The organism is Allobosea sp. GW822-FHT05A11 (genome assembly GCF_058800455.1).
Genome location: NZ_JBXAMI010000006.1, coordinates 200,934 through 219,640, shown reverse-complemented (window position 1 = coordinate 219,640; position 18,707 = coordinate 200,934). Strand labels below are relative to the sequence as shown.

Here is an 18,707-nt window from a genome sequence, read left to right as displayed (position 1 = left end):
GTGGAGGCGAAAATGTTGCGTCTTTCGTTTCTTTCGGCGCTGTTCTCCGTAGTAGGCATCACCTCGGTCCTGGCATCCCCCGCGATGCGCGCTCCTTGGGTCGGCGATCTGGCGTGGCTTATCATCGCGGCGACTTGCATCGTCGCCGTTATGGCTTCCGAGAGTGAGAGCGCGTAACCCACCTGGTGCAACGCTCGACAACCACGCCGCCGACGAACCCCAGCGCTACGCCCGAGGGCCAATGCGCGAGCATGCCCACCCGGGCTGACGCCAAACCCAAAGCAGCTGACCACAGAGCCGCGGGACAAGCCACGCCGTCAGCGAAGAAGGCCGCCATCGCACCTGCATGCATCGCGTGGCCCGAAGGCATCGCGTCGAGCGCTCTGCCGGTCTTCAATCGCCCGGATCCAATCACTCGGTCTGGCCGTATCTGGTCGACGATCTGCTTGACGGCATGATGCAAAGTAGCCGTGGCGGCAATAGTCGACAGAAAGCGAACAGCATCACTGCGGGCAGCGCTTTGGCCCGGCGTCGCCAGAAGCCAAAGTGCGCCCCCTCCCAGCAGCACGCGCGCATCGGCTACCCACCCGAGTGAGAACGCGACACGCGCACCCGGCGAAGGCAGACGGGCGGCTCGCGTGACTGCGCGATCAATCTCAGACACTGGCAGTGCAATGCGCGGCACCAACTGGCGACTCAGCTCTTTTTCGTACGCGGCTTGCGAATGGGCTTTTCAGGGTCGGCACCGGCTTGCTGCTCGCTTACAGCGTGCAGCCCGTGCCTCTGCATGGCCCACGCAGCTTTTGCTGCGGCCCAGTGTTCTCGGTCTCGCCCGTCTGGCTGCCCCTCCTTCAACCAAATCTGGTAGGCCAGTCTGCGGATTTCTGCGTGGTCACCGTCGTGGTTCATCGGTGTCGTCTCCGGGGTCTTCGCGGCGGAAAACGCCCTCGGTGGACCTACAGTTCCGCCTCCGTTGCCGACTTGCCGACCGGTTGCGAATGCGGCGCCCCCAGGTGCTGCCCAGATCTTCCTGATCGCGCTTCACCTCGCGCGTCCCTGACGGCCATCTGCCGGGACTGCCTAATCCCGCTCGCGGGGCCGCCCGTCGCTTCGCGTTCGGCGGCTTTGTCGAGCGACGGTGGCGGACGGCGCCCCTTTCGCTGGCCTCTAAGCAGACCGGAACTGGAGCCGAACGGCGACAGTTGACCTGTTTCAGGGATCGAACGATTCCCGGAGCATTCGGCCCCCGCCAGGACACCAGTGAGGACGATTGAATTGGCCGAGGAAGAAGCCCCCGAAACTGCCCAGAGACCTTCATTGGGCGGCCCGCGATTTTCCCCTCTGCGTGGCGTGCTGAAATTGCTCGTCGAGGCAGACGGATCCCGTCTGGTGCTGAGCCGTCTGCGAGCGGCCACCATTTTGGTCGCGGCTCTGTCGGTCTTTGCATTCCTCGGATATCTGCTGCCGACGCTGGTGTGGTGAGGGCGCAAGCCCCACCCTTCTTCCAGCGACACAGCGGGTTGTTGTAGGCCCGCCATAACGATGGCGGGCTGCTGCTTTGTCGACCTAGCGCGAAGCGTAGTGAACGACAATCCATGCTACTCCGACGAGGAGGAGCCCGCCTATCAATACCGCGAGCACTGGACGACCCAGGAAACCCTGCCGCCCTTCGACGGGCGTCTCCACGGCCGGCTCAATCGTCGAGTGCTTGTCTGCCCGCAGCGGCGCGACCACCCCCCCACCCGGACCTTCACTCTGCTGGTCTGCACGCGCGTTTGCCGCGCGGACCTCTGTGTCTTGGCTGTTGGTCATCGCCTATCTCCATTTTGCATCTGATAGGGAGACTGTGTGTCGCTTCTGATTGTTCCGCCAAGGTCGCCAACGCTTGCGCTCTTGGGCTGGAGCCAGCATCCTGCCGGTCCACTATGGAGATGCGTATGGCTACCGGCACTGTGAAATGGTTCAACGAGACCAAGGGTTACGGCTTCATCACCCCCGACGGCGGCGGCAACGACGTTTTCGTGCACATCAGCGCGGTGGAGCGCGCCGGATTGCGGAGCTTGAACGAGGGACAGAAGGTTTCCTACGAGATGGTCGCCGACAAGAGGTCGGGCAAGCAGTCGGCGGACAACCTCAAGGCGGAGTAGCGTCGCGGCCACTTTAGTCGGCTGAGACAGCCCGCCTCCATCGGGAGGCGGGCATATTTATCGGGCGCCGTCCTTCATGACCCGCTTCCCCCTTCTCAGTTTCGATCGGGAGCACAAAAAGGGCGCGCGCCAAAAGGCTCGCGGAACATCAATCAGAATGGGCTATCAGCACGTCTCCTGCGCGGCCTCACGGCCGTGAACCGTTGGCGAAACCAGCTCCTCGTGGGATTCCTGTCGGCATTGGCGGGTGCGGTCGGATGCCTCGTCGTCTATAACCTGATGCCTGAGCCCCAAGAGCTGAGGGAGCCGCTTCCCTATCACCTGGCTTCGTCCGATCGCCAGCTGAAGACGTCGATGGGCGCCCTTTTTGGGTCGAACTATATCCCCGGCAACAAGGTCGAGACGCTCGTCAACGGCAACCAGATCTTTCCCTCGATGCTGGGCGCCATCCGTGAAGCCCGGCAAACAATCAGTTTCGAAACCTACATCTACTGGCGCGGCGACATCGCGGTAAAGTTCGCGGATGCTCTCTCCGCTAAAGCCCGCGAGGGGCTGAGCGTGAAAGTGCTGCTCGACTGGGTCGGCAGCCTCCCCATGGACGAAGCGCTGATCAAACGCATGCAAGGGGCGGGTGTCGAGGTCGTGCGGTTCCGCCCCGTTACCTGGTACACGCTCGACCGCGTCAACAACCGAACCCACCGCAAGCTCCTGGTCGTGGACGGCCGCGTTGGCTTCACCGGTGGCGTCGGCATTGCGGATGAATGGAACGGTGATGCTCGCTCACCAAGTGAGTGGCGGGACAATCACTATCGCGTGGAGGGGCCGGCCGTGGCTGAGTTCCAGGCGGCCTTCGCCGAGCACTGGATCGAGGCTACCGGCGAACTCCTGCTCGGCGATCGCTATTTTCCGGATATTGTGCCGATAGGCGAGCGTGCCGCGCAGGTCGTCGTCAGCTCGACCCACCAACGCAACGTCATGCATCTGATGCTGATGACGGCGCTCGCTTCAGCGAAGAAGAGCATCCGGATCGCGACGCCGTATTTCGTTCCGGACAAACTCACGCGCCAACAGCTGCTGGAAGCGCGCAAGCGCGGTGTGGACATCCAGATTATCGTGCCCGGTCCCCAGACCGATGCGCGCGTGGTCAGAAAGGCATCGCGGCACCTTTGGGGCGATCTGCTCGAAGCCGGCGTAAAGATCAGCGAGTACCAGCCGACCTTTTTCCACTGCAAGCTCGTGGTCGTCGACGACGTCTGGGCCTCGGTGGGCTCGACGAATATCGACGACCGCGCGCTGCGGCTCAACGACGAGGCCAACGTCAACTTGTTCGATCAGGACTTCGCCCGAACGCAGACGACCGTGTTCGATCGGGATGCTGCAGCCTCTCGGCCCTACACGCTCCTTGAATGGCAAAATCGATCAGCAGACGAGAAGTTCTCGGACTGGGTGTCGAGCTTGGCCCGGTCACAGATATGATCCGCCTCCTTGGCGACATGTTGGCGGCCGTCAGGAGCGGCAGAATGTAGGATGGCAATCGTCCTCATTGAAGCGAGGAGCTCGGCGTGAATTCCAAGCGTGGGCACGGCAGCGCCGCGACCGCAGTCTCCCGGCATACAAGGCTCGATGACCAACCTGGGGGCGGAGCCCGATCGAAAGTGCGTTGGCCTGCGAGAGAGCGGCCGGGTTTATGACTACTGAAGCTGCGTGACGACCTGCTCAGTCCAGAGCGAGACCAGTTGTCCTGTCGGGCGGGGAGGAGATGGTCAAGCTCCGGATCGACAGCGATGTCTTGGCCAATTTCAAGGATGGAAGGGCCAGGCTGGCAGGATCGGATCAACGAGGCGCTTCGGAAGGCGTTGCCGGCACCGGCAGACCAAGGGCTCAGGCCCGAGGATGTCAACTCGTCGAATGACGGTTGATCGCGGCTACGCGATCTTGGAGCGCTTAAAGACAACTTGAGGCGGCGGCGCCACAGCCGGCAAATTTTACGACGCGAATATGGTTAGCGATTTCCTAATAATCCGCCCCCGATAACCTGTAGCGGGGGAATCGCTGGGAACGCTGCTATGTGCCGTGCGCTGACTTGCCTTGCCTTCGCCCTGTGTCTCCTGATTGGCGCTACTTGGGAAGCGAGCGCGGCTGACCTCGCCAACCCTCTCGCATATGCCCCGCCCGTCGTAGCCCGTTCGCTAATCTCCGAGATTCGCGGAGGGGTGTTCGCCCATGCCGTTGGGACTCGCGAGGATGGATCAATCGACATCAACGGCGAGGTGCTATTCTCGAAGCCGCTAACGCCGGCCGACCCGCTCATGGCTTTTCTTGTGCCGCGGCTCCACCTTGGCACCACGATCAACACAGCCGGCGATACGAGCCAGTTTTACGCCGGTTTCACCTGGACCTACGACCTCACGTCCAAGGTCTTCGTCGAGGCCGGCGTTGGAACGGCCTTCCACACCGGGGAGACCGGGCGCTTCCGTGTGCCGGATCGACTGAGCCTCGGCTGCTCGCCTTTGATCCGAGGGACCGGCTCGGTCGGCTACCGCTTCAACGAAAATTGGTCGATCATGGCGACCGTCGAGCACATCTCGAACGCCAATCTCTGTCATGCCAACCAAGGCCTGACTAACTACGGCGTCCGCGTCGGCTATACCTTCTAGACCGGGTTCGTCACCATTCGTCGCTAGGCTTCGTATCACAGCGCCAAGGCGGAGATGGCAATGGATAATGCGTCGAGCGTAGCCGCACTCATCTTCGGAGCCATGCTCTGCATCACCGCAGGACCAGTGAGCGCCCAGCAGGCGCCGCTCCCCGCGGGAGCTCAAGCCTGTAAGTTCCACGCATTCATCGTCGATGGCGATGGCAAGACAAATGTGCGATCGGCGCCTTCTGCTCGGGCAACCGTTGTTGGCACATTGCCGACTGCAAGCAAGCGCCTGCAAAGCCCGAACGAGGGCGCGCAGGTGGACGTCATTGCGACCAAGGATGGCTTCTTCCTGATTGAGAATGGCAACGTCGATGACATCGAGACAGCTGACGAGAAGCGGAAGCTGGGCAAATGGCATCGAGGCCGAGGCTGGGTGCACAGATCGCGGCTCGATTTCCACATTCAATCTGGCGACGGCCTGCGAGCCATTCCGTCACCTGATGTGCCCGTTTCAATCTGCTTCCCGAGCGGGGATGGCGAACCCAGCGTTCATGTTGCCGCCATTCACGCTTGCCGAGCGGGAAGCGTAGAGGTGACGATACACTCTCGAGGACAAGCCGATCGGGCGGGGGCTGGATTGTACCCGGAGCCGCGTCCGGCGGCTCTCCGCCCATCACGATCTGCTCGGCACAGTTGACCACCTACAGCTGATCTTGTCTCAGGCGGGCCGGCGAGAGGGATCCGCGCGGCGCCCTCAAGCGTAATACTCGGGAGGCGCCTGGAGAACGGCTGCCCGTCGCCAGGAAGACAGCCATGAAATCGATCCTGCTTGCCGCCGTCGCCACAATTTCACTTGCCGGCTGCGCGGGAAACTCAATGTCTGACGCGCAGAGGGCCCCAGAGCCGCGGAAGCGGGTCGACGTTCAGCGCTTCTATACGGGGACCTGGCATGAGATTGCCCGGCGCCCCATGGCGATCACCGATGGCTGTGTCGCCGGCGCGACGGAGTATCGGCCTGAACGCGCAGACGGCATACACGTTCTCGATTCCTGTCGGATGGGCAGCCCGCGCGGCGAGCTCAAGACGGTCGGCGGGCCGGGCACCATTCTTGATCCCGGCTTTAATGCCAAACTCAGAGTCGACTATAAGCTTTACGGCGTCGTGCCGGTACAGCGCGACTACTGGGTGCTGGACCGGGCGAACGACTACAGCTGGTTCATATCGGCCGATCCGACTCTGCGCGATCTGTATATCTTCACGCGCGACCCGCGGATCAATCCGGCGCAGCGCTACCAGTTGGTCGCGCGGGCGGCCGCGCTGGGGTATGACGTCAGCAAGCTCGAATTTCCCGAGCAACCGCGCCGCTAGATAAAAAGGGGCAACCGGAAGTGCCGAGTCGGGCAAATTCGCGGCGACGCGGCCGTGGCCTACAAGCCGGGAATACCTTCTACGCCGCGCCCTGTCGCAGCACTACAGCAGCCAGCGGCGCGAAGCGAATCAGGCGATTGCAGCTATCGCCCTCATCCCCGCAGCAACGACGAGCGGGTCGTCCATCGGATCATTCCTGCGGATCGGTGATGTAAAAGCCGAAAGCCGATGCACAGGCCAGAACGACGCTAATCTCAAGCAATCTCATTGTTGCCTCCTACCTGACGATGGAGAAGCAACAAGCTGAGGCTCGCCATTGTTCCGCCATGAGTATGACCACGTCGCGGCTGGCTGTCAGGGCTGCCAATAGCGTTCCAAGCAACGCTCGATCAGTTCCTGCTCGTCATGGTTCGTTGGCACCAGCGACGCAATAATGAAGATGAGCCGGGCATGCTAGCGTTCCAGATCGGGCTCATCGAGCAATGGCTTCAGAAGCGCCAAGTGGCTTCGAGCGCACCCTGTGCGCGGGAGAGGTCATCGGGTTCCTTGAACGAGAACAGCGGCATCGTGGCCTCATGCATTACCGTTCGCGGGCCCTAGCGAACGGCGACTGACGAACCGTTGACGCAAGACCAAGTTCCTTCGGCAAACAAAACCCCGCCGGGATCTCCGACGGGGTTTGTGGGCCTCCAGGCCCTTTGCTCTGCCGCGAGGACGAGCACTACCGAATTTCGCGCCAGCCGTAGACAGCTACCGGTATATCGGCGGCTCGCTCCCCGATCGGGGCCGAAGAAGCGAGCCGGCCGGCTGGGGGAAGTTACGCCGGCTCGCTTCTGGTGGTCATCTTCGCAGAGGGTCCACCGCTGTCGTCGATGGGTGCAACGACGATAGCGGCTTACAAACCAGCTTGTGCTTCTTGAGTTCCGACGCGTGGCAAATAGTTCGCCACCCAACGCGCCGGGCTGGCTTGGAGGCAGGTTGAGACAAAGCGCCCGCGGTCCTGGCGCAGAGGAACGATGCCGAGCGGCCGGCCGCGGCGCCGATGATGAGGAACTTCAGCTATTATACAGAACCGCTGAGGAACAGCCGGGCACGGCAACCGTTCTCCGAGGGCGCTGCTCTATAGCGCGTCCGGAGCCAGCCCGATGACGATCGAGGAAGCGACTGAGATTCTTGGCGTGCTGGGTAGCATGGCCTGCACAATCCATTTTTGGGGAACTGATACGCCGTCGCAAAAATTCGACACGGTGCACGGCGGACTGAACTTCATCACGGAGGCAGGCAAGCACGAGCCGCTTCCCGACCTTCATATCTACGGGAACCAGGGGGACATCGCCGTAAACGGCCCCGACCTTGAGAAGCTGATAGCTGCGGCCGGCGCAATTCGGGCGGTTCCTTAGGCGTTCGCGCTCAGCCTCAGGCCGCCAGCTTTATCGGCTCGGCGTGTGGCATCCGCCTGATCAGCATAATCATGAGGGAACCGGATTAACATGTGCCAGTTTATACAATCTCGACTACCAAGCACGCACTGCGCCCTGTCATCTCCAATATGGCAGGGCATTTTTTTGTGCCGCTGAAGGCCACTTCTCCTACTCGCTCCAAAATTCTGGAGACATGCGGTCTGGCGCGGAGCCACCGCACAAGGCCAATCCAAGTCAATAGGGGGAGCCTTCGGCAGTCAGGCTCGCTTTGATGGCGCTACCGCGATAGCCCAGTTCCCATGTCAAATGACAACCGGCTGGCGCTTTAAACTGCTAAGGTATTCACGGCTCCGAAGACAATTGAGGAGTTCCCCATGCCACATCACTATCAAGCGGGCGAACGTGTGCGGCTGGCATTTGGCTTCCATGATCAGGATGCCGTCGGCCTTTACGAGATTACGGCATTGCTTCCGACGAGGCTGGGCGGTCAACCACAGTATTTGATCAAAGGCACCGACGACCGTGAGCGCGTTGTCGGGGAAGGGCAAATTGGTGAACGGAAGAGCACCGACATCGTCGAGCGCTCTCGTAGCCCTTACAACCCGATTACCAGCGAACTGAATCGTCTAAGCAAGATGGCGACCATCGATGAAACACCTTCGGCGCAGTCGAACTCGTCCGGCGGCCAGCTCGATGGCGCCCCTGTCTACGATCCTGCGGACATCAAAGTTGGAAGAGTGGAGCAAATCCACGGCGCGGGCACATCGCTACGTGTCGTCGTAGAGGTCGGCGGCTTTCTCGGCATGGGCGCCCGACAGATTATGCTGGATGCAAGCGAGATCAAATTCGCTAGGGCTGCCGACGGCTCGATCTATGCGGTCACCACAGTATCCGAAGCAGCTCTGAAGAAGCGAACTCCGCATAACGAAATTTAGCTCCGCATCTTCAACCGCCACGGCAAAAGGAACCTTTCTTGCCTGCGCGCGTCCTGACTGCGCGAGTTTGTGACGCGGAAGGCTATCGATGCCCAATCCTAATCCGTTTGCCATCCTAGAAGACACGCAGGAAATTGCACGAGCAGAGAAAGCGACGGAAATCGCTTGGAGCTACGTCGAAGGCACTATTCCGTCTAGGGACCGAGAGAGGCAACGCATCCGGATGGTTTACGTGGTCGTGTCGCTCGCGATTGAACGGTCGGACGAGCCGACCGACCTTGCTCATCGAGCGATCCGGCGATTTCAGGAGCGACAACTACGCGGCACATAACAGGTAGTGAACCTGCCGCCCTATTCGCCCCGACCTGCCGCGGGCTTCTCACGCGGCTTTACGTTTGGTTTGTCTGCTTCGCCGGTGTCCTTGCCGCCGTTCGGGTCGATGGAAATGCCGCTGACTGACTTTTCGTCTGGAGCGCCTTGGATCGAGCGCACCTTTTGCTGCTCTTCCGGGGATAGTTTGTTGCCTTGACCGTCGCGCATCGGAGCCTCCTCGGTGCCCCCCTTAGGTGAACGGTCTGCCAAGCTGACTGTTCCCCGCACCGAGGCCTAGTTGCACGTCTCTTCGTTGAGGGCGTCCTCGTATTCAGCCTGAAATTTGATTTTCGCTTCCATGGCCATGGAAGCGGACTGGAGGGCTTTCGTGCCCGGAGCCCCCTGTCGTCCGCTGCTGAGCCCGCGCATCCTCTAGTCGCTCTTCGTTCACTGCGTTCGATACTGCGGCTATAGCTCCTTAAAGCGCACTTTCGCTACTTCAAGGCTTTCGACGTAGAAGTGAGCGCGTCGCGGGGAGATTGCCAGGCCCGACGAGAACAGCCAACGACCCTGTGAGGTCGCAACCTCTCTGTAGATTCTGCCGATGATGTTCGCCTGTCGATCAAGCACGAGAATTCGTTTTCATCTTCGCCCGGCCATGTCAGCCGCAGCCGGAGCGAGTCCTCGCCCAATCGATCAGGCCTTGTCGCTTGGCGGCCTGGAAGCCTTCATCAGCTTGCGAAGTTGCTCGAAGAGCGCGGGACCAGTAAGCTGTTGCTGAGCATACCCCTCCGCGGTGAGGCTTCGCTGTAGCTCTTTCATGCTGGCGAATTTTCCAGAGCGCGCCAGTTCAAACGCTCGCTCTAATGTCGTTTTCATACTGCGAAACAGAGCACATTACTCTTCGCCCCGCGTTAGCATTTGACGGGTGGGCTCGATCCGGAAGTACCATTGTCCCTCGTAGTGGACCGGCGTTCCGCCTTCAGCTGTACGCAGTCAAGCTTTGTGGCGGGCAAATCCCGCCAATGATGCGGTGTACGGAGGTGTTCCCGGTGTCAGCTTGTGGAGCCCGGTAGTCCACTTGGATCGATGGCAACACCTATTCCGCCGGTCTTACTACCGGCGCTTGACGCCTTCCCTTCAACGTATTTCAACCGAGCGACGGCAGAATTGGGAAGCCCTTCCGCCTCCAACCAGGCAAGAAACTCATCCGGCCTGACGGTGACAATCTGAAGGGCTCGCCCACGCGCGAGCCAGGCATTCATGACGTCGACTGCAGCGGCGTGCCAAACCTCATAGTCGCCCGGCATCTCGTCGCGGTCGTGGGCGAGTTCCCATAGGCGTTGATAATCCTCGCGCTCGTACCACGGCAATGCGACTGTATAGGCTTCAACGGTCGGCTTCATGTCCCCCGAGCCTTCCGGCTAGCCGCGCTATCAGAGCGCGAAAGCGGCCCGTGGATTTAGGATCGTCCTTGGCCAACGTGCCAACCGACTGGCCGGCCATCACCGCTCGATAGTGGGCTTCAGCTTCACGCGAAAACTCAATGTGAGCACCGATGCGGCGCGCCATCTGTTGCGCTGCGTCGTAGACGTTTCGAATATCAGGCGATCGACCGTATGCCTCACCCGTGACATCGCGGACAATCCAGTCAGGGTCGCTCCGGCACACGGTCAAGGTTTGAACCATTATCGTTCCTGCATGAGACCGCTTTGAACGCGCCGCCGTAGAGCAAGTTCCCTCTCATGAGAACGATCACGATTTAGACGATTTGAGTGAGGCTAGGCCGCCAAGCAAACGCGGCCCGTAACCGCCAGATATCGGTCGCTTGAATGCATAACCGCAACAAAAACGTTCGTGCCATCTTCACACAGCACACGCAATCGATCGTGCAGCAGGGCTGGATCGACATCAGAGGTGTTGCAGAGCAAATACCCCGCCCGCGTATCGTCGTAGTTGCTTCCAAACTGATATGAGACCGCAATCCTGCGGCCATCGCGTAGGATCAAATTGCCTTTCCCAGCGAGCATAACGTGTCTCCGCCTAGGCGGCGTCAATGCGCGCCGCCAGCGGTCATTTCCAAAAAAGGCATGGAGACAACTGCTTTGTGACTTTAGTCGCTTGCGAGCGAGCGTCTGTGTCATTTGATGGAGCCGGAGTGGCTTGCCTGCACGCCAACCTCACTCAATAAGCGGGCTATCGGCGACACCCCGATCTTTGCGGCCCGGCTGTAATCCGCAGAGGTTTGGCGCGCTCCGCGAAATGGGAGCACAGCAGCCACCATGTTCCGGTTATAAATCAGTTCGTGCCGGCTTAACCTTGAGTGAGCCTGGGCTTTCATAATCTCGGTTCTCAACACGAGACGGGCGTTTCCCACGCGAAAGCCCGGCCCCACTGGAAAGGACCGGGCTTCCTCACGCGGCGAGCACACGCTGGGCAGCGAGGGGCTCAGCCGTCGGTGATCACCATGTCTGGCGATTGTACCAGGTGTCGACGTCAGTCTTCACCTTGTCCTTCTCGATGCCGTAACGCTCCTGGATCTTGCCTTCGAGCTGATCGCGCTTGCCGGCGATGACGTCGAGATCGTCATCGGTCAGCTTGCCCCACTGCTCCTTGACCTTGCCCTTGAGCTGCTTCCAGTTTCCTTCGACGCGATTCCAGTCCATCGGGACCTCCATCAGTTTCGAGTTGCGGGCAAACGGCGCGTTAGCGCTTCCAGCGGCCTTCGTACTTGAACTCCGGCGCGGCCTTCAGGGCTTCCTTGGTCGTGTCCATGGTCGCGGACCACTTCTTGTCGTTCTCGGAGTAGACGACCTTCACAGCAGACGGGGCGACAACGACGTAGCGCTCGCCGATACCGAGGAAGCCGCCCACCGACAGGATCAGCCCCGACAGGCTTCCATTTGAAACGACAAGATCCTTGATCTCACCGACGTTGTCCTTGGCGTTATTCTCAACGTTCAAGCCAATGAGATTGCTGCTGAGAACGTCCGTCGGCTGCGCCTTGATATAGATTTCGCGCGCAGTAGTCGTCGCGGTCTGAGCATAGGCGGCGCCACCTACGAAGATCGTCGAAGTAACAGCGAGAGCGACGAGCATTTTACGCATTTTAGAATTCTCCAGACGTATTTCCCAGCCGTCTCCACAACCGAGCCCGGACGCCAATGTTCCTTCCGAAAACATCGGACAACAAAAAACCCGCCAGCGCTGCCGCTAGCGGGTGAGTTCGATCTGTCGGGGCGAGACAGGAGAATACTCACCAAACGAGTTTGAGCCGTTTACGGTTCCAGCGAGCTTTCCACGACGATCATGAGCCCACGCCGAGACTCCTCGAAATCAGGCGGCCAAGACGCTCAGCGAAGCTGCTGGGATCGGCGGGGCGTTCCCCGTCTAGGACGCGCGCGGTGTCGAGGAGCAGATGAGCGACATCCGCGCGAACCGTTTCGTCTTTTACACTTGCGAGCACCGCGACCATCTTGTGGCGGGTGTTGACCTCGAGGATCGGCTTGGCCGCGCTATCGATGCGGCCGGCGGCGCTGAGCAAGCGTTCGAATTGACGATCAGGCCCCTGGTCCGAGGCAACGAGGCAAACCGCGCTATCGGTCAATCGATCAGAGGCGCGGACGTCCGCGACCTCGCCGGCCAACGTCTCCTTCATCGAAGCGAGTAGCGATGCGATCGCATCGTCGGTTTCGGGTGGGGGAGGCTCAACACCATCAAGGAGAGGAATGAGGCCGAGATCAGCCGATCCTTGCGTCACCGACTTGAGCGGCTTCCCTACGAACTCGGGCGCCGCCGAGGCCCAGAAGCTGTCGACGGGATCGGAGAGCAGCAGGACCTCGATCCCGCGTGCGCGGAAGCCTTCCAGCTGCGGCGAGTTCGCAATCCTCCCGGCATCGTCGCCGGCGATGTAGTAGATTGCCGTCTGGTTGTCCTTGAGCGCACCGACGTAGTCCTTAAGACTTCGCAGGCCGTCCCTGGACGCCGTGGTTCGGAACCGCGCGAGAGCGAGCAACTGTGTCCGGCGCTCGTAATCCTCGTAGAGACCTTCCTTGATAACCGAGCCAAAATTCTCCCAGATTTTCGTGAAGGCTTCCGGATCCTGCTCGGCGAGCTTGGTCAGTTCGGACAGCACCCGATTGGTAACGCCTTTCTTGATCGCAGCCAGAAGCGGGCTGTCCTGAATCATCTCGCGGGAGACGTTGAGCGGCAGGTCCGCGGTATCGACGATGCCACGGATGAAGCGCAGATACCGCGGCAGCAATTCGGCTTCATCGGTGATGAAGACACGCTTCACATAGAGCTTGATCCGCCCCTTGCGATCGGCATCGAAGAGATCGAATGGCCGACTCCCAGGCACGAAGGCGAGCGCGGTATATTCATGGAGGCCTTCCGCACGGAAGTGGATCGTAGCGGCGGGCTCGTCATACTGCCCTGCCACGCTGCGATAAAAGTCGGCATATTCTTCCTTTGAGATCTGCGTCTTTGGCTTGGTCCAAAGCGCCGCACCGTCTGCCAGCGTGGCCTCCTCCGCTCCCGGCTCCGCTATCAAGGCGATCGGGACTGGAACGTGGCCGGATTGCTCTTTGACAATCCGCTCCAGTGTCCAGCGTTCGGCATAGGTTTTCGCATCGTCCAGCAAGCGCAGCGTCACCCTCGTGCCGCGAGCCGGCGCATCCTCCAGGGCGGACGGCGCGACCGTGAATTCGCCCCGGCCGTTCGACGACCATGTCCAGGCCTCCTGGCTCCCAGCACGACGGCTGACGACCTCGACCTCGCCGGCGACCATGAAGGCTGAGTAGAAGCCGACGCCGAACTGGCCGATAAGCTGCGCGCCTTCCTTGCCCTCCGCTGCTGCGACCCGCTCCATGAAGCTGCGCGTCCCCGAGCGAGCGATCGTGCCGAGCGCTTCGATCATCTCGTCGCGGCTCATCCCGATGCCGTTATCGGCAATGGCGAGACTTCCCGCCTCTGGGTCGGCAGAAATCGTTATGGCAAGCCTCGGGGCGTCGCCGAGGAGGTCCGGATGGGCGATTGCCTGGTAGCGCAGCTTCTCGCAGGCATCCGCCGCGTTCGAGATCAGCTCCCGCAGGAAGACATCCCGGTCGGAATAGACCGAATGCACCATCATGTGGAGGAGGCGGGAGACGTCGGCTTCGAAACTGCGGTGCTCAGTGGTCGCGGAGGTCATTGGTGCGGTCCAAGTAGCTTCAGGCGATGAGTGACCCGAACTTAGGTTCTGTGTCCGGGCGGCGAAAGTGGCAGCCGAGCAAGACGCGGGCGATTGTTGGAGCGTTGGAGTCGGACTGCCGCCGCCCTGAACCGGCGCGCTCTGTCGAGCAGAGAACCAACGCGGCCGAGGAGCGTTACAAACTCTCGGGATGCGCCGCGAGGCGCAAATTGCAGAGGGTTGATATGATCAGATTGATCTTGGCTGGCGCCGCTGGTTGGATGCTCGCTACACGTCCCGAACTCCGTGAACGCGTATTCGGCGTAGCCAGGGATATCTTCCAGCGACTAATCGCCCGTTGAACAAATTGGCCAGATACCGACCGTGCCCTTTAACCCTTAATCCTCGCTCACGAAGCTTTTGAACGCACAGGTGAGATCGGGACAGGTTGTTTGGATTGGTGTCCGCCCCAGCCGCCGAGAGCCCATGCTGGCGATCGAGACCGCAAACCTCGATGTTGAGAGAGGGGTCATCGGCGATCGTTACACTCGACCGGCCGGCAGCCGGCAGGTCACTTTGATCCAGGCTGAGCATTTGGCGGCTATCGCCAGTCATTTAGGCCGCGATCAGATCTTTCCCGCGGATTTGCGGCGCAATATCGTTACCCGGGGTATCAACCTGTTTGCTCTCAAAGAGAAGCGCTTCAAGTTGGGCTCCGCCATTTTGGAGACGACGGGCGAGTGTCATCCGTGCTCTCGAATGGAAGAGATACTGGGCGTGGGCGGATACAACGCCGTGCGGGGTCTTGGCGGGATCACCGCGCGCATCATTCTGGGCGGCGAGGCAAGGGTCGGCGACACCCTCTCCCGGCTGTCGCCCGACGAGTTGTCGGTCATTCAGATCTAATAAGCACGTGCTGAGTGGGCTGTTTCGCGATTTTTGAGCGCGTGGCCTTGTTGGAACCAAACTGACCACTGTCTCGTTGTCCGCGCGGTGCGTCACGGCACCGAATGCTCTCCAGTTGGATGCGTTGCCGCGGATGTACCGGCCGCAACCGACAGGAGGGCAAAACCAGTTCCCCGGCGATGGCCGGAGCCGCCAAGTCCTGACAGAAGTCAGAGGCCCGCCGTTTCCCAGACGGCGGGCTTATTTTTACTGGGCGGCAACAATGACGGCAAAGTCTCGCTCGATTGCAGCTTGAACGCCGGATGGTATAGCCTCGTGGGGACAACGGGTCGGTTCGATGATGATTGAAATCCCTCGCACGGCTTCCAATCCTCAAATCCCGCAGATCACGGCTGAGGAGGCTTCCGCAGCGGCTCGGGCAGTCATCGAGCTGTTCGCAAAATGGAACCTCGGCGATGCAAAGGCCCGAGAAATTCTCGGCGGTATCTCGCCAAGAACTCATGCCCGCTGGAAATCAGGACATCATCCCCGGATCACCAGGGATCTCGCGACGCGCCTATCCCTGCTGATGGGGATCCACAAGGCACTGCGCATTGTATTCAGCGACGCTCAACGCGCCTACGACTGGGTGAGCAAGCCGAATGAAAATTTCAATGGCTGCTCGCCTGCCGAGATGATGGCGGAGGGTAGCATTTTCGCGCTCGCCAGGATGCGATCATATCTCGACGCAGAGCGCGGAGCGTGGTGAGGGAGCGTCGGTAACGGGTAACGCCGCCTGATACCCGTTACCTGTTACCCAGCGCTGCGATAGCCAGGCAGTAGCGCGAACGTCCCGGTTTCGACCTCCCTAATGAAGAACTTGCTGTGCTTAGCGCGGGTGGTCATTCGGCTGGTTAGCGTCGGGGCGTCTAGGACCTCACCGTGTCTCACAGCTTCACGGACCAGAGATTTCGGCAGTGCTGCGAGCAACTCTGGCGCCTTGAACTTTCCATCGCTGTTCCCGGAGTTGGTCATCCGTTCCATCCAGGCGTGGATTTGCACCATGACTTTATCCCAGATTTCGCCGGAGCTTTTCCGCTCGTCCTGACGGGCGGCAGCCGCTCCAGCACCGGTGGCATTCATGGCCTTTCGCTTACGAGTAAGGCCTTTGATTTGCTCGCGTGCTAGGGCGAGCTCGCAAGCCAGTTGCTCTGCACGATGCTCGGCCGCCGCTATGCGAGATTCGGCCAAGTCGGCCAAGGTCAGACCCTCGTCGCGTAACCGCTCCTCTCCAGCCTTAATTTCGTTTACGCGCGCGCGATCGGCTTCAAACGCGGCATGAGCTTCTCTCATTGAATGTTCCCAGAGGACCTCGCCGAGTATCACCAACTGCCGCTGAACCGCTTCGGGTAGCCCAGCGCTCTCCAGGGTTGGCTGATAAGCTCGCTCGGCTTTCCAGGATGCGAGATGTTCGCCGATTGGCGTTCCTTTAGACGAGCGCGATCCAGAGGTTCACCGCGAGGAGACGCTGCGGGAGGCCGCTGCCATCAGCGAGGAAAGTCAGCACCAGGAGCGAGTGATCCGTGAGGCCATAGCCTTGGCCGGGGAGCACCTCAACTCCGCGGGAAAGCTGCCGCCTCCCGCAGCGGCGCTGATCGACAGGGGCGCCGACGAGGCACTGCCAGAAGAAACCAAGGACTACGACGACCTCTCGCACTTCGAGATGTCCGACGACTGAGGGAAACTCCGATGAACGTTGCGGTCAAAATCAACCCGGACGACGCCTATTCGAAGGCGCCGGACTTTGAGCAGCGAGCCAAAAAAAGCGGCCGACACGCTCAAATAGCGGCGACGATGAAAAGCAGGCATCACTCCGCCGGACGCGAGAAAGCGGCGGAGTGGTTTCGGCGGATGCGCATGATTGAGGTTCCGACGGGGACTTGGGTGCAATCGCGCGATCTATTCGATCAGATCATCGCCGGCTTGGGCGAAGAGGAAGAGGGCAAGGCGTTCGCAGTCGATGGTCCCACGGGTGCGGGCAAGACGCACATTCTGCGGCGCCTCAGCCGTCACAAATGTCTTGAGATTATCGAAACTGAGGAGGGGCCTTTGCGGCCTCTGCTCAAGGTGGAGATTCCGGCTGCCTGCGACCTACGCAAGCTCGGCGTGCGGATGCTTCGCCGCATAGGTGTTGGGGTGGCGCTGGCTGAGGAAACTGGTGACGGTGAGTCCAAAATCACCAAGGGAATCCGGCTCGACGCCGAAGATATCTGGGATGTGATCCGTATTCAGCTCGCGGCTCAGGGAGTCATGGTCGTCATCATCGACGAGATCAACAACGTCTTCTCAAACCCCAAGAGCCATGAGCGCGCTCAGATCGCCATGAAGCTCAAAGAAATGCTGGTCGACAAAGAATGGCCGGTCTCCATCGTTCTGGCGGGAGTCAAGGCGGCGAAGTTTGTCGAGGAATACCCCGAACTTCGTCGTAGGACGCCGATCGTTGAGGTTCGACGCCTCGACAATAAGCGGCGAGACCATATGGCCCTGCTGCTGCAAAATTTCGAGAAAAGGCTGGGTTTCGAGCAAAAACTCGATCTCCACCTCCATGATTATCCCGAGCGCATGATCCATGCGACGGATGGAGAAGTTGGCCGCGTTGCAGACCTCTTCAAGCTCGCCGGTGCCCGAGCGGCTGCCGGTCGTTCTGGACGGACTCGTCGGCATGTCTGCCCAGCGCCCTTGGCGGTGGGGCCTCCTGAAGGCCTACGGCGAATTTTACGAGTGGCTGATGGACGAGCCGCAATCCGCGATCACCGACGCATTGCGGGCTGGTGTCGTAGCTCACGCGCAGGCTTCGGATCAGGTCACCTTCAAATCCAACACCAGCATCGCCGGCATTGTGATAGCGAGCTCCAAGCACATCCCCCTGACCGAGGCCGCTGCAGAATGCGGCATGGGGGCAGAGCGATTTCGGCGATTCTGCGAGGCGCAGGGCATCTTGCCTACCGCCAGGCTCCGACAGGGCGAAAGCGCAAAGGTCTCCCGTGCTTTCGTGGATCAGCTCAAGGAAATGGTTGCAGAGTGCTTCAACGCGACGGAGCTTGAAGTTGCTCTGGGTGTGTCGTCAGCTGCCGCCCGCGCGATCGCCGATGCTGGGCTGGTCGATCCCGTCGTGGCGGCCGAGCAGCGCCGCGAGCTCAGATTCAACGTCGCCCTGTTCTCGGTGCAGTCGGTCCGCAGGCTCCTTGACGACCTGGCTGCCAAGATCCAACCCGGCGGTGAGGAACTCACCCCGCTCCCGAAAGCCGCTGCAACCTTGCGGTTCGCTACGAGCAAGGCCGTCCAGCTCGTGCTGTCTGAAAAACTAGCGATCAGGGGCTACGACGGCAGCGCGCCGGGTCTTCAGGCGTTCCTGATTGACCGATGCGACCTCTCGAAAGCGATTGGCCAGCACCTAACCGACGAATTTGTGCCGATCTCGGTCGCTGCCGACCAAATCGGCATCAAGGGCGAAACCGCAAAGGCGTTGCGGGATCATAATCTCCTCGACGCAACCCGTCATCGAAACAGTCTCCTGGTTCGGCGGGATGAATTGCAGAAGTTCGTCGACGATCACGTCACGTCGCAGGGCCTCGCCCCCAAGGGCGGCTTTGGCTCGGCAAGCGCAGCGACCAAGCAGCTCAGGAAGGTGGGTCTGACTCCCATTTTGCCGGTCGAGCTAGCTCGGCAGGCAATCTATCGCCGATCTGATGCCGAGGCGGCACTGGCCAGGTGGCAACACCTCCAATCCGGCGCCGAGCGCGCTACCGAACATTGACTGACCTG

At 60.7% G+C, this 18,707-nt stretch carries 22 protein-coding genes; 13 read left to right on the top strand and 9 right to left on the bottom strand.

Annotated elements, in window-relative coordinates; all coding sequences use genetic code 11:
- Positions 1-148 precede the first annotated feature (148 nt).
- Together AC1RLU_RS20730 and AC1RLU_RS20725 are read right to left on the bottom strand one after the other, a co-directional pair.
- Positions 149-568, bottom strand: a complete 420-nt coding sequence (locus AC1RLU_RS20730; protein WP_492797936.1) for a phosphatase PAP2 family protein — start codon at positions 566-568, stop codon at positions 149-151.
- 128 nt (positions 569-696) lie between these two features.
- Positions 697-909: a DUF2934 domain-containing protein gene (locus tag AC1RLU_RS20725; RefSeq protein ID WP_492797935.1), complete on the bottom strand. Its 213-nt coding sequence runs from the start codon at positions 907-909 to the stop codon at positions 697-699.
- Positions 910-1,275: 366 nt separating this feature from the next.
- On the opposite strand from AC1RLU_RS20725, the gene AC1RLU_RS20720 reads away from it, so the two are divergent.
- The 8 genes from AC1RLU_RS20720 to AC1RLU_RS20685 all read left to right on the top strand — a co-directional run bounded on the left by AC1RLU_RS20720 (position 1,276) and on the right by AC1RLU_RS20685 (position 8,515).
- Positions 1,276-1,482, top strand: a complete 207-nt coding sequence (locus AC1RLU_RS20720) for a hypothetical protein (protein ID WP_492797933.1) — start codon at positions 1,276-1,278, stop codon at positions 1,480-1,482.
- Between the two features lie 455 nt (positions 1,483-1,937).
- Complete coding sequence (locus AC1RLU_RS20715; protein ID WP_492797931.1) at positions 1,938-2,147, top strand: cold-shock protein; 210 nt, start codon at positions 1,938-1,940, stop codon at positions 2,145-2,147.
- 222 nt (positions 2,148-2,369) lie between these two features.
- Complete coding sequence (locus AC1RLU_RS20710; protein ID WP_492797930.1) at positions 2,370-3,623, top strand: phospholipase D-like domain-containing protein; 1,254 nt, start codon at positions 2,370-2,372, stop codon at positions 3,621-3,623.
- A 737-nt stretch (positions 3,624-4,360) separates the two neighbouring features.
- Positions 4,361-4,804, top strand: coding sequence for an acyloxyacyl hydrolase (locus AC1RLU_RS20705; protein WP_492797929.1), 444 nt, complete (start codon positions 4,361-4,363; stop codon positions 4,802-4,804).
- A gap of 60 nt (positions 4,805-4,864) precedes the next feature.
- Entirely contained in the window at positions 4,865-5,488 is a 624-nt protein-coding gene (locus tag AC1RLU_RS20700) for an SH3 domain-containing protein (protein ID WP_492797927.1), read from the top strand.
- A 116-nt stretch (positions 5,489-5,604) separates the two neighbouring features.
- Entirely contained in the window at positions 5,605-6,159 is a 555-nt protein-coding gene (locus AC1RLU_RS20695; protein WP_492797926.1) for a lipocalin family protein, read from the top strand.
- A gap of 1,145 nt (positions 6,160-7,304) precedes the next feature.
- A complete protein-coding gene (locus AC1RLU_RS20690; RefSeq protein ID WP_492797925.1) occupies positions 7,305-7,559 on the top strand; it encodes a hypothetical protein in 255 nt (84 codons plus the stop codon).
- A gap of 395 nt (positions 7,560-7,954) precedes the next feature.
- The gene (locus tag AC1RLU_RS20685; protein WP_492797924.1) at positions 7,955-8,515 is read left to right on the top strand and encodes a hypothetical protein; all 561 of its coding nucleotides are present in this window, start codon (positions 7,955-7,957) and stop codon (positions 8,513-8,515) included.
- A gap of 351 nt (positions 8,516-8,866) precedes the next feature.
- Here the strand turns inward: AC1RLU_RS20685 and AC1RLU_RS20680 are convergent, their stop codons facing one another.
- The 6 genes from AC1RLU_RS20680 to htpG all read right to left on the bottom strand — a co-directional run bounded on the left by AC1RLU_RS20680 (position 8,867) and on the right by htpG (position 14,018).
- Positions 8,867-9,055 carry a hypothetical protein gene (locus AC1RLU_RS20680; RefSeq protein ID WP_492797922.1) on the bottom strand — a complete coding sequence of 63 codons (189 nt, stop codon included), beginning with the start codon at positions 9,053-9,055 and terminating at the stop codon, positions 8,867-8,869.
- A gap of 827 nt (positions 9,056-9,882) precedes the next feature.
- Positions 9,883-10,233 (bottom strand): hypothetical protein, encoded by a 351-nt coding sequence (locus AC1RLU_RS20675; RefSeq protein ID WP_492797920.1) that lies wholly within the window; start codon positions 10,231-10,233, stop codon positions 9,883-9,885.
- Positions 10,217-10,516: a hypothetical protein gene (locus tag AC1RLU_RS20670; RefSeq protein ID WP_492797918.1), complete on the bottom strand. Its 300-nt coding sequence runs from the start codon at positions 10,514-10,516 to the stop codon at positions 10,217-10,219. The genes AC1RLU_RS20675 and AC1RLU_RS20670 overlap by 17 nt, the downstream gene beginning before the upstream one ends.
- A gap of 773 nt (positions 10,517-11,289) precedes the next feature.
- Positions 11,290-11,493, bottom strand: coding sequence for a CsbD family protein (locus tag AC1RLU_RS20665; RefSeq protein ID WP_061966307.1), 204 nt, complete (start codon positions 11,491-11,493; stop codon positions 11,290-11,292).
- 40 nt (positions 11,494-11,533) lie between these two features.
- Positions 11,534-11,935 (bottom strand): PRC-barrel domain-containing protein, encoded by a 402-nt coding sequence (locus AC1RLU_RS20660; RefSeq protein WP_492797916.1) that lies wholly within the window; start codon positions 11,933-11,935, stop codon positions 11,534-11,536.
- A 199-nt stretch (positions 11,936-12,134) separates the two neighbouring features.
- Positions 12,135-14,018 (bottom strand): molecular chaperone HtpG, encoded by a 1,884-nt coding sequence (htpG, locus tag AC1RLU_RS20655; protein WP_492797914.1) that lies wholly within the window; start codon positions 14,016-14,018, stop codon positions 12,135-12,137.
- A gap of 465 nt (positions 14,019-14,483) precedes the next feature.
- Between htpG and AC1RLU_RS20650 the strand changes: the two genes are divergently transcribed.
- A complete protein-coding gene (locus AC1RLU_RS20650) occupies positions 14,484-14,903 on the top strand; it encodes an MOSC domain-containing protein (protein ID WP_492797913.1) in 420 nt (139 codons plus the stop codon).
- Positions 14,904-15,240: 337 nt separating this feature from the next.
- Positions 15,241-15,651 (top strand): antitoxin Xre/MbcA/ParS toxin-binding domain-containing protein, encoded by a 411-nt coding sequence (locus AC1RLU_RS20645; protein ID WP_492797911.1) that lies wholly within the window; start codon positions 15,241-15,243, stop codon positions 15,649-15,651.
- Between the two features lie 44 nt (positions 15,652-15,695).
- Here AC1RLU_RS20645 and AC1RLU_RS20640 read toward each other — a convergent pair whose 3' ends face one another.
- Positions 15,696-16,361 carry a DNA-binding protein gene (locus AC1RLU_RS20640; protein WP_492798217.1) on the bottom strand — a complete coding sequence of 222 codons (666 nt, stop codon included), beginning with the start codon at positions 16,359-16,361 and terminating at the stop codon, positions 15,696-15,698.
- Between the two features lie 97 nt (positions 16,362-16,458).
- On the opposite strand from AC1RLU_RS20640, the gene AC1RLU_RS20635 reads away from it, so the two are divergent.
- Genes AC1RLU_RS20635 through AC1RLU_RS20625 form a run of 3 tightly spaced genes read left to right on the top strand, consistent with a single transcriptional unit; the run spans position 16,459 to position 18,699 of the window.
- Positions 16,459-16,620 carry a hypothetical protein gene (locus AC1RLU_RS20635; RefSeq protein WP_492797910.1) on the top strand — a complete coding sequence of 54 codons (162 nt, stop codon included), beginning with the start codon at positions 16,459-16,461 and terminating at the stop codon, positions 16,618-16,620.
- Between the two features lie 11 nt (positions 16,621-16,631).
- Positions 16,632-17,987, top strand: a complete 1,356-nt coding sequence (locus AC1RLU_RS20630; protein ID WP_492797909.1) for a TniB family NTP-binding protein — start codon at positions 16,632-16,634, stop codon at positions 17,985-17,987.
- Positions 17,935-18,699, top strand: coding sequence for a hypothetical protein (locus AC1RLU_RS20625; RefSeq protein WP_492797907.1), 765 nt, complete (start codon positions 17,935-17,937; stop codon positions 18,697-18,699). Before AC1RLU_RS20630 ends, AC1RLU_RS20625 begins: the two co-directional genes overlap by 53 nt.
- The last annotated feature ends 8 nt before the right edge of the window (positions 18,700-18,707 follow it).